This window comes from Corynebacterium sp. Marseille-Q2823 (assembly GCF_903645345.1).
In the GTDB taxonomy this organism is placed as follows: domain Bacteria; phylum Actinomycetota; class Actinomycetes; order Mycobacteriales; family Mycobacteriaceae; genus Corynebacterium; species Corynebacterium hiratae.
This window is the reverse complement of the sequence record NZ_CAHJXS010000007.1, coordinates 111,539-133,961: the sequence shown is the minus strand read 5'-3', so window position 1 is coordinate 133,961 and position 22,423 is coordinate 111,539. Positions and strand designations below refer to the sequence as shown.

At 56.4% G+C, this 22,423-nt stretch carries 19 protein-coding genes and 1 pseudogene; 14 read left to right on the top strand and 6 right to left on the bottom strand.

Annotation, left to right across the window (positions count from 1 at the left end; all coding sequences use genetic code 11):
• The first annotated feature begins 13 nt into the window (after window positions 1-13).
• Window positions 14-1,585: an AbgT family transporter gene (locus HWX44_RS09490; protein ID WP_046649204.1), complete on the top strand. Its 1,572-nt coding sequence runs from the start codon at window positions 14-16 to the stop codon at window positions 1,583-1,585.
• A 265-nt stretch (window positions 1,586-1,850) separates the two neighbouring features.
• Here the strand turns inward: HWX44_RS09490 and HWX44_RS09485 are convergent, their stop codons facing one another.
• A complete protein-coding gene (locus HWX44_RS09485) occupies window positions 1,851-2,939 on the bottom strand; it encodes a thermonuclease family protein (RefSeq protein ID WP_046649205.1) in 1,089 nt (362 codons plus the stop codon).
• A gap of 722 nt (window positions 2,940-3,661) precedes the next feature.
• Between HWX44_RS09485 and HWX44_RS09480 the strand changes: the two genes are divergently transcribed.
• The 7 genes and pseudogenes from HWX44_RS09480 to HWX44_RS09450 all read left to right on the top strand — a co-directional run bounded on the left by HWX44_RS09480 (window position 3,662) and on the right by HWX44_RS09450 (window position 11,090).
• Entirely contained in the window at window positions 3,662-5,590 is a 1,929-nt protein-coding gene (locus HWX44_RS09480; protein WP_046649206.1) for a beta-glucoside-specific PTS transporter subunit IIABC, read from the top strand.
• A 22-nt stretch (window positions 5,591-5,612) separates the two neighbouring features.
• Entirely contained in the window at window positions 5,613-7,028 is a 1,416-nt protein-coding gene (locus HWX44_RS09475; RefSeq protein ID WP_175974354.1) for a glycoside hydrolase family 1 protein, read from the top strand.
• A 20-nt stretch (window positions 7,029-7,048) separates the two neighbouring features.
• Window positions 7,049-7,933 (top strand): PRD domain-containing protein, encoded by an 885-nt coding sequence (locus tag HWX44_RS09470; RefSeq protein WP_254868165.1) that lies wholly within the window; start codon window positions 7,049-7,051, stop codon window positions 7,931-7,933.
• A gap of 163 nt (window positions 7,934-8,096) precedes the next feature.
• Window positions 8,097-8,306, top strand: a pseudogene (locus tag HWX44_RS13340) (3'-5' exonuclease); the annotation flags it as partial.
• A gap of 114 nt (window positions 8,307-8,420) precedes the next feature.
• Window positions 8,421-9,365: a dihydrodipicolinate synthase family protein gene (locus HWX44_RS09460; protein WP_046649208.1), complete on the top strand. Its 945-nt coding sequence runs from the start codon at window positions 8,421-8,423 to the stop codon at window positions 9,363-9,365.
• 31 nt (window positions 9,366-9,396) lie between these two features.
• Window positions 9,397-10,338: an ROK family protein gene (locus HWX44_RS09455; RefSeq protein WP_046649209.1), complete on the top strand. Its 942-nt coding sequence runs from the start codon at window positions 9,397-9,399 to the stop codon at window positions 10,336-10,338.
• Between the two features lie 41 nt (window positions 10,339-10,379).
• The gene (locus tag HWX44_RS09450; RefSeq protein ID WP_046649210.1) at window positions 10,380-11,090 is read left to right on the top strand and encodes an N-acetylmannosamine-6-phosphate 2-epimerase; all 711 of its coding nucleotides are present in this window, start codon (window positions 10,380-10,382) and stop codon (window positions 11,088-11,090) included.
• A gap of 9 nt (window positions 11,091-11,099) precedes the next feature.
• Here the strand turns inward: HWX44_RS09450 and HWX44_RS09445 are convergent, their stop codons facing one another.
• Window positions 11,100-11,816 (bottom strand): FadR/GntR family transcriptional regulator, encoded by a 717-nt coding sequence (locus HWX44_RS09445; protein WP_046649211.1) that lies wholly within the window; start codon window positions 11,814-11,816, stop codon window positions 11,100-11,102.
• A 240-nt stretch (window positions 11,817-12,056) separates the two neighbouring features.
• Here HWX44_RS09445 and HWX44_RS09440 point away from each other — a divergent pair, with 240 nt between their 5' ends.
• From HWX44_RS09440 to HWX44_RS09430, 3 genes are all read left to right on the top strand, one after another.
• Window positions 12,057-13,580 carry a sodium:solute symporter gene (locus HWX44_RS09440; RefSeq protein WP_046649212.1) on the top strand — a complete coding sequence of 508 codons (1,524 nt, stop codon included), beginning with the start codon at window positions 12,057-12,059 and terminating at the stop codon, window positions 13,578-13,580.
• Between the two features lie 66 nt (window positions 13,581-13,646).
• Window positions 13,647-14,078: a hypothetical protein gene (locus tag HWX44_RS09435; RefSeq protein WP_175974352.1), complete on the top strand. Its 432-nt coding sequence runs from the start codon at window positions 13,647-13,649 to the stop codon at window positions 14,076-14,078.
• A gap of 27 nt (window positions 14,079-14,105) precedes the next feature.
• Window positions 14,106-14,537 (top strand): hypothetical protein, encoded by a 432-nt coding sequence (locus HWX44_RS09430; protein WP_046647689.1) that lies wholly within the window; start codon window positions 14,106-14,108, stop codon window positions 14,535-14,537.
• 415 nt (window positions 14,538-14,952) lie between these two features.
• Here HWX44_RS09430 and HWX44_RS09425 read toward each other — a convergent pair whose 3' ends face one another.
• Window positions 14,953-15,507: a CAP domain-containing protein gene (locus HWX44_RS09425; RefSeq protein WP_175974350.1), complete on the bottom strand. Its 555-nt coding sequence runs from the start codon at window positions 15,505-15,507 to the stop codon at window positions 14,953-14,955.
• Between the two features lie 508 nt (window positions 15,508-16,015).
• Here HWX44_RS09425 and mmuM point away from each other — a divergent pair.
• The 3 genes from mmuM (at window position 16,016) to HWX44_RS09410 (ending at window position 17,956) form a co-directional block, all read left to right on the top strand.
• The gene (gene mmuM / locus HWX44_RS09420) at window positions 16,016-16,954 is read left to right on the top strand and encodes a homocysteine S-methyltransferase (RefSeq protein WP_368302356.1); all 939 of its coding nucleotides are present in this window, start codon (window positions 16,016-16,018) and stop codon (window positions 16,952-16,954) included.
• A gap of 48 nt (window positions 16,955-17,002) precedes the next feature.
• Complete coding sequence (locus tag HWX44_RS09415) at window positions 17,003-17,389, top strand: hypothetical protein (RefSeq protein WP_070517806.1); 387 nt, start codon at window positions 17,003-17,005, stop codon at window positions 17,387-17,389.
• A gap of 75 nt (window positions 17,390-17,464) precedes the next feature.
• The gene (locus tag HWX44_RS09410) at window positions 17,465-17,956 is read left to right on the top strand and encodes a gluconokinase (RefSeq protein ID WP_175974348.1); all 492 of its coding nucleotides are present in this window, start codon (window positions 17,465-17,467) and stop codon (window positions 17,954-17,956) included.
• Here HWX44_RS09410 and HWX44_RS09405 read toward each other — a convergent pair.
• The 3 genes from HWX44_RS09405 to HWX44_RS09395 all read right to left on the bottom strand — a co-directional run bounded on the left by HWX44_RS09405 (window position 17,953) and on the right by HWX44_RS09395 (window position 22,157).
• Window positions 17,953-19,347, bottom strand: coding sequence for a GntP family permease (locus tag HWX44_RS09405; protein WP_175974384.1), 1,395 nt, complete (start codon window positions 19,345-19,347; stop codon window positions 17,953-17,955). The genes HWX44_RS09410 and HWX44_RS09405 overlap by 4 nt on opposite strands.
• Window positions 19,348-19,397: 50 nt before the next feature.
• A complete protein-coding gene (locus HWX44_RS09400) occupies window positions 19,398-20,573 on the bottom strand; it encodes an alpha/beta hydrolase (RefSeq protein ID WP_175974346.1) in 1,176 nt (391 codons plus the stop codon).
• 201 nt (window positions 20,574-20,774) lie between these two features.
• Window positions 20,775-22,157 carry a hypothetical protein gene (locus tag HWX44_RS09395; RefSeq protein ID WP_070545273.1) on the bottom strand — a complete coding sequence of 461 codons (1,383 nt, stop codon included), beginning with the start codon at window positions 22,155-22,157 and terminating at the stop codon, window positions 20,775-20,777.
• Window positions 22,158-22,423 lie beyond the last annotated feature (266 nt).

The following is a 22,423-nucleotide window of genomic DNA, read 5'->3' as shown; positions in this document are numbered from 1 at the left end:
GTAAGGAGTGGCTATGTCTAGCGCTAGCTCCCACTCATCGCCGGTCACCCAAGAAAGTGCGGAAAAGTCATCCACACGCTCGACTCGTCAGTTCGGTCGAGATGTTCTCCGTACGATCGAGAAGGTCGGCAATGCCTTGCCAGATCCCTTCCTGCTTTTTGTAATTCTGGCGTTAGCAGTCATGGTAATGTCTGCGATAGGCCATGCTTTCGGAGGTTCGGTCACCCACCCAGGAACCGGGGAAGACGTCCATATTCGTAGCCTTCTGTCGGGTGAAGGCATCGAGTACATCCTGACTTCGATGCTGGAGAACTTCACCGGTTTTGCGCCCCTGGGACTAGTCCTAGCCGTGATGCTCGGCATTGGCTTGACCGAGCAGGTCGGCTACATTCAGCACGCCGTGCAAAAGACCGTTCGTCGAGTGCCCTTCGCGGCCCTCCCTTACGCGGCGGTTTTCATTGGAGTGATCGGCAACCTCGCTTCCGACGCTGCGATGGTTGTCATCCCGCCCTTGATCGGGATCGTCTTTCACCACGCGGGAAGAAATCCCATTGCCGGTGTCGCTGCAGGCTTCGCCGGTGCGGGCATTGGTTTCACCGCAAACCTCTTTGTTGCCGGTACTGATGCACTGCTGGCGGGAATTACCACCGAAGCCGCGAGAATTGTCGACCCAGAGGCGCATGTAACAGCCGTTGCAAACTGGTACTTCAACGTTGTGTGCGTCTTCGCCCTTACGCTCGTTGGAGGACTCGTCACTACCTATGTCACCGAAAAGCGCCTCGGTAAGTACGAAGGTTCAATAAACGCCGAGGAGCTAGAGGAAGAGACAAAGGAAAGCGACAGAGCCCTGCTATTTTCTTCTGTCCTGGGGACGGCGTACATCGTACTAATTGCGGTAGTCGTATTGCTCCCCGATAGCCCACTCCGGGGCGAGAACGGAGCAATCATCGATTCCCCGTTCATGTCGGGCATCATCCCAATCATACTCGGATTCTTTATGCTCCTCGGCACTAGCTACGGCATCCTGATGGGAAAGATTAAGGACTCCAAGGATCTGTCGACATATATGGCAGAAGGTATTTCCGGAATGTCCGGCTATATCGTGATGGTCTTTGCCATCGCGCAATTCATCAAATATTTCGAGTGGTCGAATATCGGTATTTGGTTAGCGGTCAACGGCAGTGATTTCTTAAAGGAAATTGGTTTTACCGGAATCTTCCTGATTATCGGCTACATCGTGTTCACAGCTCTGCTCAACCTCATCATTCCGTCAGGCAGCGCCAAGTGGGCTTTGGAGGCACCGGTTTTCGTTCCACTCTTTATGCAACTGGGTTATCATCCTGGCTTCATCCAGGCTGCCTACCGCATGGGTGATTCCTCCGCGAACATGGTGACACCGGTATCCCCATATCTACCGATAGTCCTGGGGTATATCCGCCGGTACGATAAGAGCGCAGGGGTGGGCACGTATATCAGCCTTATGCTGCCCTATACGATTGCGTTCTTCTGTACCTTCTTGGCCGTCTTCCTTGTATTCTTCGCGTTAGAAATCCCCTATGGCCCAGGCGTAACCGCTCACCTGTAGTAAGACAGTGTGGTGTAGTAAAAATACCGAACGATAGATCCTCGGTCGGGCCTCTTCCCCTTGCCGGGAACGCATAAATGACCGAGGCCTTTCGTTCTCACGGAAACGTGGCCATATTCCAAAAATTGCCTGAGCTGCGAACAACAAGTTGAACTTCTCCGTCAACGCGGCATGCGCATCGACGACAGTGCAACTGCAGTCGAGCTTCTCTCACGGGTTAACTACTTTCGTTTCTCCGGGTATTTCCGGTATTTGCAGCTCATGTTTACCCAATCTGCACGCGTGTGGTGCAATCAATCTTGGCGTAGGGCCGTCCCTTCTTGTCAACGCTGGTCATTGCGTAGTTGCCGTTGTAGGCACGGCAGCCGGTGTAGTTATCCACGGGATTGCTGGGCGCCGGTGCGGCCGGAGCTTGGTAGGCGGGTGCGGCTTGCTGGGCCTCCTGCTCTGTGCGGCGGGCAGCCTCCGCAGCTTCTTGTTCTGCACGACGGGCTGCTTCTTCTGCTTCACGTTGTGCGGCCTCTGCAGCTTCGCGCGCGGCTTCTTCCTCGGCGTGCTTCTTTTCCCGTGCGTCTGAAGCGTAAGTTATCTTGCGGTTCAAGAGCGTTTCAATCTCGGTAGCGTCGTTATCGAGCTTGTCTAGCAGTTCGGTTTGCTTATGCCCGAATGCTTCTTTCTGGAAATCAGATTGTTCCGCGACCGCTTTTTCCAGTGCGGAAATAGACTTCTTTGCATCGGCTACGCGGGAAACATGAACGTGAGCGCCGTTGAATTGCTCGTCATTCCACATGTCGTCAAACTGAAAATGTTGTGCCGCATCAATGGTAGAGCGTGCGTCACGGTAGGAGCGGTAGGTTCCGTCGTCGCCAAATACGCACTCGGGGCCGGCCGAGTTGATGCCCTTGCCCGCAGCACGGGCTCGGTCGGCAGCGGCCGAGACCTCCGAGAAGAAGCGAGTGTTGCCGCCCACCTTCATCGGCACAGCGAAACCCTCCTCAGCAACGGAGGCGTTGATGAGCGAGCCTTCTTTGAATACTCCGGCTAGTGTTCGGCCATACTTGTCTTCGCGTTCATCGTCGTACTCTAGGGTCACTACCGTGCCGACTGGCAGCAGGCCTGCCAAGTACTGCTTTGCTTCCTCGGCCAAGCACTCCTTGCCCATTTCCGGGGTATCGATGTTGAGCAGTCGAATGCGGGTGGTCTCACCGTCCTGCGCTACGTCGATGGTGTCGCCGTCGACGACGTTCTGGACCGTAATGACGTCATCAGCGGAATCCGGCCCCAACACGGAATAGGCACCGTAGCCCACTCCACCGGCAGCCAACAGTCCAGCGACAACCTTGAAAAATCCCATATCAGGAACCCTACGAGAGAAAGAGCGTAACAAGAACATCAGGAGTATACATGCCTGCATTAAGGGGGTCTACGGTGTTGGCGCATGCTTGTCTACGTCCGCCCTACTTTTACCTGTTTCGCCCACTTCCAGCTCGCTCGGTCGTGGCATGCGAGGGTGGGTTGAAATCATCTACAGTCACGTGCTAGCGGGTGCGTACTCACAACTGTGAGGCGCTCCATCTTTACCAAGGGAGCGGCCTCTTGTTGGGGTCTGAAGTTAACTTGAATCGTGTTACTGACGGGCCAATGGCTTTAGACAAAGGTGCCCGCCGCGTTTCGGTGTCACTACAGGGGAGGGGTGTGGGCGTTAGTGAATTTGCACTAGATGTGCACTAGATAGACCGACCACGATCTGGGGCTTAGCGGAGTCAAAGCGTGTGCCTTGACACAGGTTTTGACGAAGGGTGACTAGTCTGGCAGTATGTGTATTAAGTGCTTAGCTCTTTAGAGTAGCCAAGGAGTGTAACCCCGTTCAATCGGGAGCAAGACCTAGGACAGCAGTCTGTTCAAGACTGCTTCAGTTGACCCATGTCTGCAGCAGTTTTGTTGTCTGCAGCCTGGGTCTTTTCTCGTTTTCGTGTTCCAGTCGTGGCCGGCAAGGCTTTGCACGAAGTGAATCTGAGGTGCCGTAATCGTTGCAGCGGCTCAGATTGAATTGTTTGACCGAAAGGAGCCATAAGAATGGCGACGAAAGCGGATTTTCAGCCTCTTGCGACAGAAGTGCTACGTGCACTCGGCGGGGCGGAGAACGTAAACAGCGTGACGCATTGTGCTACACGATTGCGTTTCAAGTTAGCGGACGCTGACAGGGTAGACGAGGCGGCAGTTAAATCAACCAACGGTGTGCTTACACTTGTTAAAGCCGGTGGGCAGTACCAAGTCGTGGTCGGAAACGACGTACCGCTGGCGTATCAAGCCATCACAGCTTTGCCTGGAATGTCGGCTAAAGGTGTGAAAGACGGTGAAGCGCAGCTGCAAGCTGCGGACAATGAAACAGTCAAGAGCGGGAACCCTCTAAATGCGTTCATTGACATGATTTCGTCTCTCTTCAGCCCGATTGTTTGGTGTCTCGCTGGACTGGGCCTAGGTAAGGCCTTCCTGACGCTTGCGACTAATTTCACCTCGTTTAGCGCTGATTCTGACACGTATATCGTTTTTAATGCTGCGTTTGATGCTTTCTTTTTCTTCTTACCGCTCTTCCTAGCAGCAACTTCAGCACGGTATTTCAGGGTTAACCAATACGTAGCTATGGCCACGGTTGCTCCACTGGTATACCCGGCGATTGTGGAACTAGGTACGCGAAATGATGTACATTTCTTTGGAATTCCGTTAATGACGGCAAGCTATGCCTCCTCCGTTATTGCCCCTGTTATCGCAGTTTGGTTGGCTGGGTATTTGCAACGGTGGCTTGAACGAGTACTTCCCGGCGCTATCCGAAATTTCTTCACGCCGCTAATCGTCGTTGCGGTAATGGTACCCGTGGTGCTTCTTACCGTCGGACCTGCGACTGTATGGCTGTCACAGCTCATTGCTGATGGCGTGAACTCAGTTTTTGTTCACATTCCATGGCTTGGTGGTGCAATAATGGGTGGGTTCTGGCAGGTCTTGGTTATTTTCGGCCTACACTGGGCGTTCAATCCTATCTTCCTAAATGAACTTGCCGTGGATGGTCATTCATTCATTATGGCTACTATCATGGCGGCCGTACTTGCCCAAGCCGCCGCTGCTCTTGGCGTATTCTTGCGGACGAAGAACGATGCGCGTAAAAAGGTCGCTGGGGCCGGCGTATTTTCCGGATTTATGGCTGGTGTCACCGAGCCAATTATTTACGGTGTTAACCTTCCCCTCAAATTCCCGTTTTATGCAGGATGCGTAGGCGGTGCCGTTGGCGGTGCAATCATCGCTGTGGGCGGAAATGCCTTTGATGTATACGCCTTCCCATCGTTACTGGCGCTTCCTGCTGCCATGAATGTCGGTTCTTTTGCTGCACAGCTAGTTGGTAGTGGTGTGGCGATTGTAATCGGTTTTATCGGGTCTTGGATTTTAACCCCAATGGCGGAACGTCGCGCAGATGCAGCCTCGGCTGAAACAGGTGAAACGTCACTGGAGAACAGTGCCGAAGCTGTAACACCGGAAGCTACTTCTGATGGGAGAGCCGTTGACATTCGGGCAGTAGTACCTGGAACCATTATCCCGCTCAACAAAGTTGCGGATGAGGTGTTCGCTTCGGAAGCGATGGGTAAAGGCGTTGGAATTAAGCCGACCACGGGAAAGATTTCTTCTCCAGTGGCTGGAACAGTGATCGCCGCACCGAAATCGGGCCACGCCTTTGGCATCAAAACTGCGGATGGAATTGAGGTCCTCGTGCACGTCGGAATCGACACGGTAAAGATGAGAGGCGACGGTTTTGACGTTCATGTTTCCCGAGGTGACCAAGTGGAGCTTGGACAGGTGCTTGTTGACGTCGACCTCAACGCGATTGAAAGTGCAGGTTATGACGATACCACTATCGTGGTGGTTACAAATACCGCGAAGCTGGAGGACGTAACCGTTGTTGCAGAAGAAAACCAAGCGGTCGTAGATGAAGTAGTCATCACCGCGACCAAGTAGCTTTCAAGAAAGGAATCGAATCATGAAAAAGTCTGCTTTCCCCGAAGGATTTCTGTGGGGTGGAGCCACTGCGGCGAATCAGCTGGAAGGGGCATTTGATGAAGGCGGAAAAGGCCTATCGATCCAAGACGTGATGCCCAACGGCTTGATGACGCCGCCGACTGAAGCTCCCACTTCGGATAATCTGAAGTTGAAAGGCATCGACCACTATCACCGCTATCAAGAAGACATTGCCCTTCTGGCCGATATGGGTTTTAAAGTCTATAGATTTTCGATCGCATGGTCGAGGGTTTTTCCGAACGGTGATAACGAAGAGCCTAACGAAGAGGGATTGGCGTTCTATGATCGTATCCTCGATGAACTCGAAAAATACGGTATCGAGCCGCTTGTGACTTTGTCTCACTATGAGACTCCATTGAACCTAGCTCGTAGCTATGGTGGTTGGTCAAACAGAAAACTGATTGACTTCTATGTTAAATACGCTACAACGGTCTTTAACCGCTACAAGGGGCGCGTTAAGTACTGGTTGACCTTCAACGAAGTGAATTCAATTCTGCATCAGCCATTCATGGGTGGTGCGATTGAGAAGACTCGTGAAGAGATTACCGAGCAGGAACTGTATCAAGCCATTCACCACATCATGGTCGCATCTGCTCGCGCAACCGCGGTTGCGCGAACCATTAGTCAGGATTTCTCAATTGGGTGCATGGTCATCAGCGTCCCTCGCTATCCGCTCAGGCCGAGGCCCGAAGATGCGTTCAAGGCGCTTCGCGAAACACAGCTAGACGCATTGTTTGGCGATATTCATGTAAATGGTGAGTATCCAAATACGCTGCTCCGTGTGTTTAAGGAGCATGAAATTGAACTCGACATTTCTGAACAAGACCTCGTCGACTTGCGCAACACCGTCGACTTTGTGTCTTTTTCCTACTACATGTCTGTTGCTGAAACTACTGATCCGAGTGCGGAACGGGGCGGCGGAAATATCATGGGAGGTGTAAAAAATCCTGAAGTCGAGGTGTCCGATTGGGGCTGGGCCATTGACCCAGTGGGGCTGCGCTATGCCCTGAATACTATGTATGACCGATGGCACAAGCCACTGTTCATCGTCGAAAATGGCTTGGGTGCGGTAGATCAACTGGTAGATGAAGGAACTACCAAGACCGTCCACGATGACTATCGCATCAACTACATGAATGACCACCTAGTCCAAGTTGAGGAAGCACTCAAGGACGGCATCCCTATTATGGGCTACACATCTTGGGGCTGCATCGACCTAATATCCGCTTCGACAGCTGAGATGAAAAAGCGGTACGGTTTCATTTACGTGGATCTTGACAATAATGGTGAGGGGACTCTCGACCGATACCGAAAGGACTCTTTCTATTGGTACAAAGAGGTGATCGCGACGAACGGTGAATCGCTGAAACGAGGATAATCAAAGGCAAGGAGAGGACTATGACTGAGATGAAGGTTCTTCGGGCCCTCAATAATAACGTGGTCCTCTCCGTGCGCCCGGACGGTACAAAAGTAGTGGTAACCGGGTGGGGAGTTGGCTTTAAGAAGCGGCCGGGGGAGCCAGTGGACGCGGGAAAGATAAATCAAGTATTTGTCCCGGAAAATAATCGAGACATAAGCAATCTCGCTGATTTACTCGCTTCGGTTGACCCAGATTATTTGCAGTTGGCTGAGTCCCTACTCCACGAACATGCCAGTTCGATTGGAATTGATGTTGCTTCTGCAACCACCGTCGCACTGGCGGATCACCTTCAAATGGCAGTGCGTCGCTTTTCTATCGATCCGCAACTAGCAGCGTCAGCAAATCCTCTGGAAGCAGAGGTTAAAAACCTCTATCCCGAGGAGTTCGCCATCGGAGGCGAAATTCTTTTAGGCGTTAATAGGTGGCTAAATCGGCGGTACCTTGATCCGCTGCCAGAATCCGAAGCAGTTGCTATCGCACTCCACTTGGTAAACGCGGGTTTTCGAGTTGAGGATCTCTCTTTTACTTACGAAATGACCGAGTTGTTCACCCAGCTCTTCGATGTGATAGACCGCGCGTTGGGATTGAGGGTGGATCGGAATTCGGTTAGTGCAGCTAGGTTCATAACCCATATGCGGTACTTTTTCGTGCGAGTGAAAAGTGACCAGCAGTTGGACGAAGGTATGGCAGTTTTGCAGCAAGGGCTTGAAACTAAGTATCCAGAAGCGGTCAGATGTGCGCTTTTGCTCAAGGATGTCCTAGAGCTTCGCCTCACCACTCATCTGCTGGATGATGAAGTTTCTTATTTGGCTCTTCATGTAGCTCGACTGGCTAATGAGTTTACGTCTGAGGACAGGCCATAGTTCGAAGTAACGAAGCGGCCGGGATAACGGCTGGCCTACTGGTCGGCGGTATTTACAATTTGGTGGGCTTAAGCATGTACCGAGTTTCTGGGCGAGAAGCTTCGCCCATTGAAGGTCCGGATTTATTGATGGAGTTCTCGAACTCCTGATCCACAATCAGTCCGCCAAAGGCCTGAAGTTTACGCACGTCATCTTGCTTGATGTGAGCAGGGAGGCGTTGCCTCAGCGCTACCTCATGAAGGGCCTAGCCCCGGCCGAGGCCGACGAGGCTTTGCAGCGGGAGCGGGCGTTGCTCTACGTGGCGGCCTCCCGTGCGCGCGACGTGCTCGTGGTGAGCGTGGTGGGGGAGGCATCGGAGTTGTTGCCGGGGTAGGTTAGTCGGCGTTTTCTTTCGCTTCTTTTCGCTAGAAGGAACTGCATCACAATCGTAGGAGACGTATGATGTCTTATGACTCCAATACGAAGGCGAATAGGAAGGTTCCCAAACATGACTGCAAGCACACAGCTCCTGCGTGGCGTGGTGCCACCGCTGCTGACCCCGTTTAATGAGGACTACTCCGTTGACACCGATACCCTCAAGCGCCAGGCTGAACGCCTTATAAAGGCTGGCGTTCATGGCCTGTTCGTGCTCGGCTCTTCAGGTGAGGTAGCTTTCCTCACTCGAGAGCAGCGCAAGGAAGTTATCGCAACGGTGGTGGAACAGGCTCAAGGGCGCGTTCCGGTCATTGCCGGCGTGATTGATATGACGGCTCCGCGAGTAATTGAGCACATTGAAGATGCCGTCGCGCTCGGGGTGCAAGGGCTAGTTGCTACTGCACCTTTTTATGTTCGTACTCATGATGTAGAAATTGCTGAGCACTTCCGACTTCTTCATGAAGCCGCGCCAGAGACTCCTATCTATGCGTATAACATTCCGGTCAGCGTTCACTCGGTGCTGGATATCTCTACTCTTATTTCCCTGGCCAAGGAAGGCGTTATTGCTGGTGTGAAGGATTCTGGCGGCAATGATGGATACACGCGTGCCTTGATTAGTGCCCGCAACAAAGCTGGGGTGACAGACTTCGTAGTGTTGACCGGCTCGGAAACTACGGTCGACTTCGCTTACCTGGCAGGTGCCGATGGCGTGGTACCTGGTCTGGGCAACGTGGATCCGGTTTCCTACGTGAAGCTGCATGAGCTACTGGTTGATGGAGCATATGCGGAGGCCGCGGAATTGCAGTCTAAGATTTGTGATCTTTTCACCATCGTTGGTGTGGGCGATGGCACGCGCATGGGCGGAAGCTCGCAGGGCCTCGGCAGTTTCAAGGCAGCGCTGCACCACCTGGGCGTCTTCCCGTCGGGGCTGATGTCTCGTCCGCATGTCGCTCTGAACGATGAGGAGCTGGCTAAGATTCATGAGATCGTCGATGCCGCTCAGGTGATCGAGCCCTAATTCCGCTGAATTACGACGAAACGAGTGAAGAGTGACTAGTACCCTTGCGCTTGATGTCGGTGCAACAAAGATTGGTTGGGGCTTCGTGTCTGATGAAGACCCAACGCAGGCAGTTGCGTTGGGAAAGATCCCTACCCAGCCGGCCGGGGCTTCGCCACAGGAGCAGATCAAGAAGGCCATTCAGCTGGCGTTGGAGGAATCGGGCATTGCCCCGGCGCGAATCGGCATTGGCTCGCCAGGAGTGATTCAGGCACCTGAGGGACTCGTCACCTACAACGGAGACACCATTAAGAACTGGTCTGGTACCAATCTTCGTGAGGTTGCGAAAGAGGTTGTTGACCTCCCGTGTGCTGTTCATAACGATGTGCGAGTCTGGGCGTACGGAGAGCTGATGCTCGGAGCCGCGAGGGAGTTCCAGTCCGGCAGAGTCCTGTACCTTTCGTTGGGAACTGGTGTCGGTGGTGCGGTAAGCGATAACGGGAGTCTGCTCAGCGGACCTACCGGATCGGCCGGAGAGTTTTCTGAACTCTTGTGTGCTGATTTCCGGGGCTTTGCGGACCGCGCCGAGAACATCATGAGCGGCAATAGCTTGGCTGCGTATTACGAAGAATTTTCTACGAACCCGGCGAGCGAGCGAGTGCAGTGGAAGGAACGGGCCCAGTTAGCGCTTCCCCTCGAAAAGGTCGTAGAAAGAATGAACCAGGGAGATGAACTCGCTTCCCGGATTATTCGAGGGAATTCTTATGGCCTTGGCCGTGCGGTGGCGGGTCTTGTTTCAGGGCTCGATCTCGATGCCGTTGTCTTGGGCGGCGGTGTGTGCCAGATTGGGGCCGCTGTAGAAGAACCATTCCGTCAGGCCATAGAGGATTTCGCATTGAAGCCGAATCGCTCCGTTGCAATTCGGGTTACTGAATCTCCGGCGACAGCACCGTTAGTGGGTGCAGCGGCTTTTGCTCGAGACAACGCTTTTTAGCACCGTTTATCTGCGGTATTTCCAGAAGAAGGCTCAGGTATATGTTTAGGTTTAAGAGTAGTGAACTGGCGGAACGCCGAGAAGAAGTTCACGGCATGATTCGGAACTCGGTGATTGTCTCGGTGCAAGCGCCAGATGGTCACCCAATGCGCGATACCCATACCTTGACGCATGTCGCTCGTGCGTGTGTTGAGGGCGGAAGCCGCGCAATCCGGTGTGGAGGGTATGGCGGCATCGAGGATGTCGAGGCAATCGCAGCCGCAGTAGATGTACCAGTTTTCGGTCTGACAAAGGAGGGGAGTGAGGGGGTTTATATCACCCCTACCGTTGAGTCCGTACGCCAATTGGCCGAGGCAGGGGCTGCGGTTATCTGTGCGGATGCTACGGATCGCCCTCGGCCCGATGGATCGAGCTTCTCCGATCTTGTCGCCGAGTGCCACCGACTTAATGTTCTGTCGATGGCTGACTGTTCTACCCCGGAAGAAATGCAGCGGGCGCACCAAGCGGGGGCGGATATCATCTCAACGACGCTGGCCGGCTACACAGAGTTCCGGAGCAAGACCGAAGGCCCAGATCTTGAATGCTTGGCAGAGGGGCGACGGCTCTGCGGTGAGGATGCCTTTGTAATCGGCGAAGGCAGGTTTGCCTCGCGCGATGATGTGGCTGCAGGAAAGCGCGCCGGCGCCGATGCAATCATCATCGGCACTGCCATCACAGATCCGGCGTGGATTACACGGAGCTTTAATAGCTGACGCGGACTGTCACAGCGAAGTCAGCAGGGGTTCGTAATGCCTGAGCACAGACGCTTGGTACTTCTTCAGGTCGTTGTCCTGTAGAGCATCGACGATGTCCTGGTGCGCGCGTACCGTTCTGCTGAAGTCCTGTGGTTCTTCCAATTTGCGAAGTGGAATGACGTTCATGTGCACTTGCCAGAAGGCATCATTGAGCTCACGGATAATCGGGTTATCTATTTCGGAGAGCAATACCTGATGAAACTCCCGATCCTCCTCGGCAAAGTTGAGACCTTGCTCCCGCTTGGCAGACATCTTTTCAACGATGGCGCTCAACTGATCTAGCTTGGAGGGATCGGGTTTGGTAGTGATTTCTTGCCCGATAGCAAGATCAATTGCCTGCCGAATCTCCACCACATTGCGAAGCGTTTCAAGGTTGTCGTCAGCGTCGAGAGTCGCGCGAAAAATGAGGCCTTGAACTAGGGCTTTGAGTGACGTGCCGGAGACAAACGTTCCGGTTCCGTGCCTGACTTCGACGATATCTAACGTCGTTAGGATTCTGATGGCTTCTCGGACAGAAGAGCGAGAGAAACCGAGTTCCGCACAGAGCTCTGATTCGGTTGGCAAAGTGTCCCCAGGCTTGAGTGCGTTGTCCTGGATGAATTTCTTGATGCCTTCTACAGCCTGCTGTGTGGTTGAGGCAGGGCGATGTGCGGCTTCGCTGAATCCCCATGTTCCGGTGTGCACTGGTTAATCCCTCTTTTCTTTCCGATCCATCTTAAGCCTCCCACGTTGGCGGGGTTCTCAAAGGATGAGCGCTGCTGGGGGAGGAGCACTTCGCTCTGACGGGCAGGGTAAGCAGTTTTATCTTAAAACCCTTCACACATCAGACGTCTGATGTATTGTATCTTTCAACATGCTTTGTTGCACAGACGAATCGGAGAGTGACTTAGCTCTCTATATTGAAAGCCCTGAAGGGAAGGCCACATGCAATCGTTCGGAACACTCAACTGGATAGTTCTGATCCTCTATCTCCTGGGAATGCTTCTTGTCGGCGCTTATTTTGCGCGTAGGGCCGGCAGTGATCAGGACGAATTCTTCAAAGCGGGTGGCAGGATTCCTGGCTGGGCAGCGGGATTTTCTATCTATGCCACGACGCTGTCTGCCATCACATTCATGTCGACGCCGGAAAAGGCCTATCTGACTGACTGGGCCTACTCGGCTGGTAACCTCGCTATTTTTGCCATTGTTCCAATTTTGATTGGTTACTATGTTCCGTTCTTCAGGAAGCTGGATGTCACGACGGCCTACGAGTACCTTGAGGAGAGATTCTCCGTAGCCCTCCGAGTTCTCGGCTCGCTCCTCTTCGTTCTTTATCACGTCGGGCGCATCGCCATCGTTATCTATTTGCCGACATTGGCAATCACGTCGGTGGCAGATATCAACCCGCTGGTCGTCGCCGCGTTTGTAGGCGCTCTTTGTATTGTGTACACCTTCCTGGGAGGCATGGAAGGCGTGATTTGGTCTGATGTGATTCAGGGTATCCTGCTGCTGGCTGGCGCCGCAGCGGTAGTGCTGACGGCCATGGCCATGACTCCCGACGGATTTAACGGTGCGGTGGTTAACGCCGCTGAAGAAGGAAAGTTCTACTCAGCGGACAACTTCACCACGAATGCAGTCTTCTCCTCGATACCATTCATCTTTATCGGAAATGTACTGAACAGCTTGCACCAGTACACCTCTTCTCAGGACGTCGTTCAGCGCTACCAAACGACTCCTACGATTCAAGCGACGAAGAAGTCCCTCATCGTCAACGGAATACTGGCGCTGATAACAATTCCGCTGTTCTACGGGATGGGAACGGCTTTGTATAACTTCTACGAAGCGAAGGGTGGTCTGCCTGAAGGAGTCAACACTTCTGCTGTAGTGCCGTATTTCATTCTTTCGGAGCTGCCTGCAGGCATTGCTGGACTCTTGATTGCTGCCATCTTGGCGGCTGCGCAATCGACAATTTCTTCTTCGCTCAACTCGATTTCCGCGTGCGTTGCCGTGGATATCTATAACCGCTTCTCCCCGAAGGAGGCGTCGGTTACTTTCTCTCGCCTGGTCATCATCGTTGCCGGAACCTTCGGATTGGCCGTTGCACTGTATCTCATCATTACCAACCAGTCGGACCTGTGGGACCTGTTCCTCGCGATTACCGGTCTTTTTGGAGTTCCGCTCACTGCGGTATTTGTCTTGGGTATCTTTACGAAGTCCGCAAATTCCAATGGCGTTCTCATCGGGCTCCTGTGCGGAGCGATTGCTGCGTATTTCGCTGGAAAGCTGGACCAAGGCCCATTCTTGGTCTCGATTGTCGCCTTCGTAGGAACTCTCGTTATCGGCTACCTGGCATCCTTCATCTTCCGGAAATCTGACCATCACGACATCACGGGCTTGACTATTTACGGAAAGGACCTTGAATACACGCGGCGCAGTGTCAATCAAATACCCGTTGCGCAAAGTGAGTAAGCAATACGAATAGGCTGCCGCTAGGCTTGGTTCGTGTGTACACCGGAAGCAACTGAAGGAAACACAATGACCACACCCGATATCGAGGTTGACTACGACTCCGTCGATTCGATTCTGGATGTGATCGGTCGATGCCTACGCGTGGACCGCAAACTCAATCAGCGTACACCGTGGGATGGCTTTGTGGTCGTGTCCGGTTACGAGCAGGGGCACTCGGCGCACCAAGCATGGCGGTTTGTCGGTGATAAGACTTTGATCACCACGGTGTCCGCACTCAACCCAGCGTTCAACGATACGCTGATCGCACGGTTGCGAGAGCTCACCGCCGATCCGGAACGCGGTGAGTGGCAGACCTGGATCGCGCGGTACGATCTCGCCTCCGATAGCTTCGACCACACATTCCTGTGGCCCGGAGAGGACGAAGGCTTTAACGTTCTCGCCTATGACACTCCGATGTCCACGATCGAAACCCTGAACCCAGCCCATCACGCTGAATAAACCCATGGCGCAACTGGAGGGAACGCAATGACTCCATCTGATTTCACCGTCGACATGGACTCCGCCGATTCGGTCCTTGAAGCAATGAGCGAGTGTCTGCGTTTAGATGAGGAGCTCAATGAGGAGAAACCGTGGGACGGCTTTGTGGTCGTGACCGGCCTCAACGAAGTACAAGGTGCATCACAAGCATGGCGCTTTGTCGGCAAGGAGACTCTGCCCACGCCGGTGGGCATACGCAATCCGGCACTCGACCCCGACCTGCTGGAATGGTTGCGACAGCTCACCGCCGATCCGGAACGCGGTAAGTGGCAGACGTGGATCGCGCGCTACGATCTCGCCTCCGATAGTTTCGACCACACATTCCTGTGGCCCGGAGAGGACGAAGGCTTTAACGTCCTTGGCTATGACACCCCGATGGCCACGATCGAAACCCTGAACCCGGCCTTCCACGCCGAATAACCGCGACCACAGGACCCATTTCAGCATTGGTATCGCCCCGGTAACGCCGACCCGTCTAGGTTGCTTGCCCAAGTAGAAGTAACGCGTGAGCGTTACTAGGGGGCTGCGTATGGAGCGCTGCACTACGCTGCTTCTTTGGTTTCGTGCTAGCGCGTCTTTATCTGGGAGTGCCGAACCTTCCGAGAAACCCGCCGAGAAGTCTCTTTACAAAGAACTCACCGACACCGATGGGCAAGTCCTCGGCGACCCGACGACGAACAAGTCCAACCCTCCCGCTCCTTTGATGTCGGCAGCTCCCTGAATGGTTCTGGATTGGGTGGTCATGTGAGAATTATCTTGGTGCCAAAACGGTGGATGCACCCGTGAGGAGGGGGTTCCTTCTCGCGGGTACATCTATTGGGCAAAGGTGTGAGGCCTAGCGTCCAAAATTCTGAACTGCATACAGCTTGCCGTCGGCGCCGATGGCCATGCCAATCCCCACGGACTTGGCGCGCGGGTCAAGCAGGTTCTTGCGGTGGCCGGGGGAGTCCATCCATAGCTGCACGATGCGGGCATCGGAGTAGTCGCTCCATGCCTGGAGGACGTTCTCGCCACCAGCCGGCAGGCCGGCGGGGTAGTGCGTCCAGTAGTTCGGGCGGTGACGGGTGTTGCCGTCGCGGCTCAAGGTGTTGGCCCAGTCCTGCGCCAGGTTGGTCAGGTTCGGGTCAACGCGCAGCGGTGCGAGGCCCTTGGCCACGCGCTGGGCATTGGTTTGATTAATGATTCCCTGGACGCTGGCGGAGGTCTGCGGTGCCGGGGTAACCGGACCTGCCGCTGCGGGGACGGTGAAGCCGAACGCGGCTGGGTTGAACGTGCCGAAGGAACTTACAGCCTGAGCAGGGGTGTTAACGGAGCCAGCGAAGAGTGCTGCGGCAGCAGCAACGGGGGCAATAATCTTTGTGGCGGTGTGTCCAAACTGGAGGCGGAACATGGCGGGCACCTCTTTCTGCTTCAGGGTTAAGTGGCGGCTTTCTTGCCGCGTACCGAGCGGTACTTTCACTTAAAATTAAAGCTCTCTTTGGTGCAGAAAAGCCAGCTGACCAGCAGTTTTAAGTTTTAGACTTATGTTTGAAGTTATTTATGGCCCGTCCCTTAAGCTTCTTTAGATTTCCCCTACTTTTGGCCCGACTTTGCAAAGGTTGGGCCTTTAGTTTCGTGCAGTGGGGGCAATGTTCGGGGGTGGTTATTCAGGATGGCATTCCTATAACCAGGCCTTTTAGGCGCAAAGGGGCTGAATATGGTCGAAATCTTTGCTATTTCTTGGCAAAAGCATGGGTAGCTTCTGTGAATGCATAGCTTGTGCTAATGGGCGCTGTTGTGGCGCGGTGCGTGGAAATGGTGATGACGAGCGTGAATAGATCCCGGGAAGAACGATCGGACCGCCTAAAGATTAAGAAAACTAATACGTCTATTGGGGTGGCTTATCGTGATGGTGCGGGGTGACTGCGGAAGCCATTGCTAAGCTCATGCGCATGGTCCTTCATGCCGCGCCGCTGCTTCTCGATGGCGGCCTGGGAACCTACCTCGAAGCCCAAGGACACGATATCTCCGGCCCGTTGTGGTCGGCGCGAGTACTGCGTGAGAACCCAGCGCTCATCGAATCTGCCCACGCTGACTTCTTCGCCGCTGGTGCCCAAGTGGCCACCACGGCGTCCTACCAAGTCACCTTCGAAGTCCTTGGCGAGGAGGCGGAAACACTTCTGCGCCGCAGCGTTGCGGTGGCACGTGATGCGGCGGGCGGGGCCGTCGACAAGCACGGCGCCCTGGAGGAATTTTTAGTTGCTGCGTCCATCGGCCCTTATGGTGCAGGCCTAGGTGAGGGCACCGACTACGACGGGGCCTACGGCCTTAGCCACGAGGAGCTGTACCGCTGGCATGCCCGCAGGGTAGCGGTGCTCGCGGATACGGACGCTGACTTTTTGCTTGCTGAGACCATCCCCAACGTCGACGAGGCTGCGGTACTGCTGGAACTCCTGTCGGCTCAGCCCAAGCCCTTCGCGCTGAGCATTACCGGGGCCATTGCCGCTGACCCGGTCAAGCTCATGCGTGTTATTGAGCTGGTCAACCAGGCACCACGGCTGGGTGCCGTGGGCGTGAACTGTGTGAGCGCACCCCAAGCGCTCGGTGTAGTGAAGATGCTGCACGCAGCCACCGATAAGCCGCTGCTGGCTTGCCCCAACAGCGGCGAACTCTGGGACCATGGCGCCCATGAGTGGCGGCCGGCCCCCGCTGGCGCGGTGAGTTTAGCTGAGGCCGCAACGGATCTCGTGGCCGCCGGCGCGAGCCTGCTGGGCGGGTGCTGCCGCGTGGGGCCCACTGAGATACACCAGCTGCGCGCTTCCATCCGTCACGCAACAAGCGACTCATCTGGGCACTAACGAAGGAATACCAGGACAACCCCACGGCACAGGGGATACAGTATTGCTATGAAAAAATCTTCTTTCCTCGCAGCATGCGCTGCGCTCCTCGTTGCATCCCTGTCCGTCCCCGCCGCCAACGCCGAGCTGACCCAAACTGAGCGGGACCAATTCCGTACCGACCCCGTTGGCGCGATTGCCTGGCAGGCCATCAAGGGCTCTTCGGAATATGTTCGCGCTGATGGTAACACCATGATGGCCGCGTCCTTCTTCTCCATGACGATGCCGGGGCAGAGCATCGGCCTGCCTGCACTGGAGAACTGTGCTGAGCGCGTCGGCTCCTCCGCGCCGGAGGGCGGCGTGCGCTACGTGGCGGCCGCCCTGTGCGCCACCTTCGATCCGAATGCCCGCGGCGAGGTGCAGCGCGGGGACTTTGGCTACGGGCCGCTGCGCTAAGCCGCACTGTGTTGAACCGCGCTACGTTACGTAGCGCGTAGCGCGTAGGATCGGGTGCTGTCTTAAGGAGGATTGATGCGCAAGCACGTGGTGATCATGGGAGTCTCGAGCTGCGGTAAGTCCACGGTGGGGGAGTTGCTGGCGCAGCGCACCGGCCTGCCTTTTCGGGATGGGGACGATATGCACCCGAAGGCGAACATCGAGAAGATGTCCTCGGGGCAGGCGCTTGACGACGACGACCGCAAGCCCTGGCTCGAATCCATCGGCCGCTTTCTCGCGGACCAGGACGCCGGGGCCATCGTGGGCTGCTCCGCGCTCAAGCGCTCCTACCGCGACATCATCCGCGCCGCGGCACCGGATACGGTCTTCGTGCACCTGCACGGCTCCTACGATTTGCTCAAGGAGCGCATGAGCCAGCGCTCTGGGCACTTCATGCCGGTCTCCCTGTTGGACTCGCAGTTCGAGACGCTCGAGGAACTGCAGCCGGGGGAAGCAGGCATCGTGCTGGATGTCAGCGCTGCCCCGGAGGAACTTGCCGCCGCAGCGGCCGAGTACCTGCAGGTCTAAAGCAGTGCGGCGGCGCCGTAGAAGATAAGGACGACGCCGAAGCCGATCGCGGAAATCAGCGCCTGGTTGGCGGTCCATGTCCGCAGGGTGGTGGCTACGTCCATGCCCATGAGCCGGCCGACCAACCAGAAGCCGGAGTCATTGACGTGGCTGCCAAAGACGGAACCTGCCGCGGTGGCAAGCGTGATGAGGACCAGCTGGATTTCCGTGAAGCCGCCTGCCTCCACGGCGGGCACCATGAGGGCTGCGGCCGTGGTGAGGGCAACGGTGGCTGAGCCCTGTGCCAGGCGCAGAGCTACCGCGATGAGGTAGCAGGCCAGGATGACGGGGATGCCGAGTCCGGACATGGAATCCGCCAGCGCGTCACCGATGCCGCTGGTGCGCAGCACCCCGCCGAACATGCCGCCGGCGCCGGTGATGAGGATGACGGAACAAATCGGACCAAGCGAAGACTCCACGGTCTTTTCGATGGCGCTCTTGCTTTCCCCACGGCGCAGACCCAGCACGACCATTGCCGCAAGAGTGGTGATCAGCAGGGCGATCGGGGTCTGGCCTAAGAAAATGAAGAAGCGCACCCATGAGGCAGCGGGGTCGACGAGGCCAGCGGTGCCCAGCGTGGTCAGCCCGGTATTGCCAAAGATAAGCACCATGGGGATGAACAGGATGCTGAGAACCGCGAACGGGGAGGCTGGGCGCGCCGGCAGTTCCGCTTCGCTCACCAGCGCGCCGGTGACCGCTTCCTCGAGGCGGTAGGGGTACTTCTTTCCTAGGTGGAGCCCGAAGCGGTAGCCGGAGAGATACCACGTGGGCAGCGCGACGAGGAGACCGAAGATAAGGATGAGGCCGATGTTCGCGCCGAAGAACTCACCAGCTGCGACAGGTCCCGGGTGCGGTGGGACAAAGACGTGCATGACGGAAAAGGCGCCGGCGGCGGGGGTGCCGTAGGCCAACACTGGGCCATCGAGGCGCCGGGCGACGGCGAAGATGACCGGCAGCATCACCATGAGACCCGCGTCGAAGAAGATGGGAAAACCCATGATGAGGGAGGCCACGCCCAGAGCCAGGGGCGCTTTGTCCTCGCCGAAGAGTTTCACGAGGGCGTCGGCAAGCGTCTTGGCACCGCCGGAGGTCTCCGCCAACCGCCCGATCATGGCGCCCAGGCCCACCAGCAAGGCCACGGAACCCAACGTCGATCCGAAGCCGCTCGTCATGGTGGGCACCACGCCATCCAGTGGGATGCCGGCGGCCAACGCAGTCAGCGCGGAGACCGTGACGAGGGTGACGAAGGCGTGCACCTTGAAGTAGATGACAAGGACCAAGATGACCGCAATTGCAGCCGCGGCGATGCCGAGAAGTGGTCCTGTCGTAAGTGTGGGTTCCCACGTATCCATGACATTCATGGATGCTGATTTTACTAATGCAACGTGCGGTGATCTAGGGACTACACCCCGAGGGCCGGGCCCACCGTGGCCCAACTGATGGCCAGCTCACGTCGGAACAGCCCCCACGTGTGGCGTCCTTCCGGAAGCTCGTAGTAATCGAGATCCACGCCAGCTGCGGTGGCTTGCTTGGCGTAGTAGGAACTGCACCAATAATCCAAGCGCTCATTGAGGCCTAGTGCCGGCAGCGGTGAGTCCTCAATGTCGACATCAAAGTCCGCCGGGCCACCGCGTGAGACGATGACAAACGTCTTCCTGCCGTGCTGCTTATCGAGGTTGAGAACCGGCGAATGCCGAGCCCACGCCGGATCCCACGGCGCACCAAAGGAGCGCGCCGGGTCCGTGCCGTAGAACGCCGCGCTGACCCACGCGAAGCCTTGCGCGACAACTCCCGTGGTCGAGGGGCAACCGGAGATGGAACCGGCTACCTTGAACCGCGGATCATAGGTGGCAAGTTCGAGTGCTGGGCCGCCAGAGTTGCTCACGCCCGCGATGCCGTCGGTACCGTTGCCGTGAAACTCGGCGTCGATAAGCTGCGGGAGCTCCTTGGTCAGGTAGGTGGCCCACTTGTACTTTCCGTGCATGTCGTGCGGCTGGGCCCAATCGGACATCATTGAGCCATAAGCACCGCGCGGCGAGACAACATTGACCTGCTTGTCCTGGAAAAACTCGGAGGCTCCTCCGCCGTCCCACCACAGTGCGTCCTCGCCTCCTCCGGCGCCACCGAGCAAGTAATAGGTCGGGCGGGGCTGAGTATTCTCCAATCCACCCGGCGGGAGAATGATGTCGTTGGTGATGACGCGGTCCATGGATGGTGAGTAGGCCTTGAACTGCCACACGTTGTCCTGGATGTGCTGCAGCTCGCGCAGCTGTGCCGGCGCGGCGGTGGCCGGTGGGCGCGTGGCTTCCGGCGCCACGACGGGAATCTTTAACAGCTGGAGTAGCGGTCCCCATACGGGAAAGATGTTCTCCGCGAAGAGCACCGGCGCCAACGGACCCAGCGCGATGGGATCGAGAGCAGAGGAGTGCTGATCAATGTTGGTGACCTCGCTGCTCAGCGAGTCTGCTGAGTGTGCGGAATCAACTGAAGACTGCGCGTGTGCGAGATGAGTGTGGGGAGGAGAAAGAATCAGCCCCACCGAAAGAATGCCCGCGAGCGCGGTGCGAGAGGAAAGCATTATCTCAGAATATCCAACAAACATTGCATCGACTGCATTAGTGCATTAGTACATAACAGCGCTAGTGGGGCTGGGCGCTCCAAACCGGAGAAACGTAAACCCCCGACCGCATGGGGGCGGTCGGGGGTTTACGCACTCTCTCGCAGCCGGACTAAGCGCCGGCGTGCTGCACACTCGTTATGTAGAGGAGGGGGCTGTTATTTAGAACAGGCCCTCAGCCTTCTTGCCGGTGTCCTTGACGGTGATCTCGCGGGAATCAACGTTCTGGTCGTTGTGGGTGGACTTGTCACCGTCGAGGCGGGAAATCTGGGTGACCTCGATGTAGTTCTTCAGGCGGCCTTCCTTGGTGTTGCCGTCGCCGAAGTCCAGGTTGGCAACGCGAGCGGACTCGCCAGCGTTAATCGGGTTGGCCAGGGTGACCTCGAAGGAGCGGGTGGAGGTCTTCTCGTCGAAGCCAAGGTCGCGGATGTGCGCACCATTGGAGGAACGCGGGGTGATCAGGCGGTCAACACCCTTCGGGCCCTCAGCGGTCTTGACGTCAACGCGGTACTGAACTGCCGGGTAGTTGCCGTAGTAGCGCTCGGTGCCGACGTTCTCCAGGCGGAGAGCAACGGTGCCTGCGAAACCTGCGTGCTTAGCGCCAGAGGTGGTCAGAACCGGCTTCAGGTCCAGCTTCTGCTTAGCCTCATCGGTCTTGCCGTTCTCGACGTCCTCCTGGACCTTCTTGTCGGCTTCCTCTTCCTTCTTGCCTTCGGCCTCGGAGACAACCTTCTCCTCCGGAGCAACCTCGTTGTCCTTGATGACCTCAGCGTCAGCCTCCGGGGACTTCTCCTCCTCAACAACCTTCGGGTCGTTGACGTCGGTGGTGTTCTGAGCGTCCTTGTTCGGAGCGTAGGAATCAGCGATGTCGTCGTAGAGCTTGACGCGAACCTCGTTCTTCATCGGCTGCATTGCGGACCAGAAGGTCGGGGTGGACCAGGTGCCGTTCGGCTTGCAGTACTGCTGGGTACCGGTCATGTTCAGAACGCGGAAGCCGTAGGTGGCCTCACCGGTGTGGTTCGGCGGAACATCGTACGGGCCGATGGACTGGCCAGCCTCCCAGGACAGGGAGTAGGACGCGGAGGCGCCGAGCTTGGTGGCGATCTGGTGGGAGATGCCGAAGGAGCCCTCGGAGTTCTTGCCGGAGCCCTTGCCGCCCGCGTTCATGGAGGTGGTCTCAGTGCGGTCACCGTTGACGGACAGGGTGATGGACTGGGACTTGGACAGGTCCTGCTGCAGCGGGATGTCCTTCTTGGTCTGGTTGGTGGTGGAGATGGTGCCTGCCGGCATGAAGTTATCGGTCACCTTGTAGACCACGGTGCGGTGGTCCTCCCACGGGTTGCAGACCGGACGCGGGTTGAGCACGTTGGCCTTCATGTGGTCGGAGCCGTGGCTGGTGTGGACGATGGGGAGCTTGGCGTTGACGGCCGGGGTCTCCGGGTAGGACTCGGTGTGGGTTGCTGCGGATGCAGCCGGTGCGATGAGGGCGGTGCCCGCAATCGCGAGGCCGGCGATGAGGCCGGCGGTACGACGACGCTTGGTCATGGTTGTTCTCCTGGATGAAAAAGTTTGGGGCAATATGGTGACGCACTGTGGTGGCGCTGCGTATGCGCTGTAGCGCTCAGTGCGTGACGTGAAGCAACGATAAGGTGACTTTCAGGATCGCGCACCCTAAGGATTGTTTATATTTTTGGAGAGCGAAGTATATGTCGATAGGGTGACGCGAAGGTGAACAATTGGCTAAGAAATTTGCGCCGACCTTGGTTTTGTCCAACTAGACCGTATTCTGGGAAAACGTCTCTTTGACCATT

Bases quoted from the DNA above. Each gene is read 5' to 3' on its own strand.
- HWX44_RS09490 (WP_046649204.1), top strand. From the start codon at position 14: ATGTCTAGCGCTAGCTCCCACTCATCGCCGGTCACCCAAGAAAGTGCG.
- HWX44_RS09485 (WP_046649205.1), bottom strand. From the start codon at position 2,939: ATGGGATTTTTCAAGGTTGTCGCTGGACTGTTGGCTGCCGGTGGAGTG.
- HWX44_RS09480 (WP_046649206.1), top strand. From the start codon at position 3,662: ATGGCGACGAAAGCGGATTTTCAGCCTCTTGCGACAGAAGTGCTACGT.
- HWX44_RS09475 (WP_175974354.1), top strand. From the start codon at position 5,613: ATGAAAAAGTCTGCTTTCCCCGAAGGATTTCTGTGGGGTGGAGCCACT.
- HWX44_RS09470 (WP_254868165.1), top strand. From the start codon at position 7,049: ATGACTGAGATGAAGGTTCTTCGGGCCCTCAATAATAACGTGGTCCTC.
- HWX44_RS09460 (WP_046649208.1), top strand. From the start codon at position 8,421: ATGACTGCAAGCACACAGCTCCTGCGTGGCGTGGTGCCACCGCTGCTG.
- HWX44_RS09450 (WP_046649210.1), top strand. From the start codon at position 10,380: ATGTTTAGGTTTAAGAGTAGTGAACTGGCGGAACGCCGAGAAGAAGTT.
- HWX44_RS09440 (WP_046649212.1), top strand. From the start codon at position 12,057: ATGCAATCGTTCGGAACACTCAACTGGATAGTTCTGATCCTCTATCTC.
- HWX44_RS09435 (WP_175974352.1), top strand. From the start codon at position 13,647: ATGACCACACCCGATATCGAGGTTGACTACGACTCCGTCGATTCGATT.
- HWX44_RS09430 (WP_046647689.1), top strand. From the start codon at position 14,106: ATGACTCCATCTGATTTCACCGTCGACATGGACTCCGCCGATTCGGTC.
- HWX44_RS09425 (WP_175974350.1), bottom strand. From the start codon at position 15,507: ATGTTCCGCCTCCAGTTTGGACACACCGCCACAAAGATTATTGCCCCC.
- HWX44_RS09415 (WP_070517806.1), top strand. From the start codon at position 17,003: ATGAAAAAATCTTCTTTCCTCGCAGCATGCGCTGCGCTCCTCGTTGCA.
- HWX44_RS09410 (WP_175974348.1), top strand. From the start codon at position 17,465: ATGCGCAAGCACGTGGTGATCATGGGAGTCTCGAGCTGCGGTAAGTCC.
- HWX44_RS09405 (WP_175974384.1), bottom strand. From the start codon at position 19,347: ATGGATACGTGGGAACCCACACTTACGACAGGACCACTTCTCGGCATC.
- HWX44_RS09400 (WP_175974346.1), bottom strand. From the start codon at position 20,573: ATGCTTTCCTCTCGCACCGCGCTCGCGGGCATTCTTTCGGTGGGGCTG.
- HWX44_RS09395 (WP_070545273.1), bottom strand. From the start codon at position 22,157: ATGACCAAGCGTCGTCGTACCGCCGGCCTCATCGCCGGCCTCGCGATT.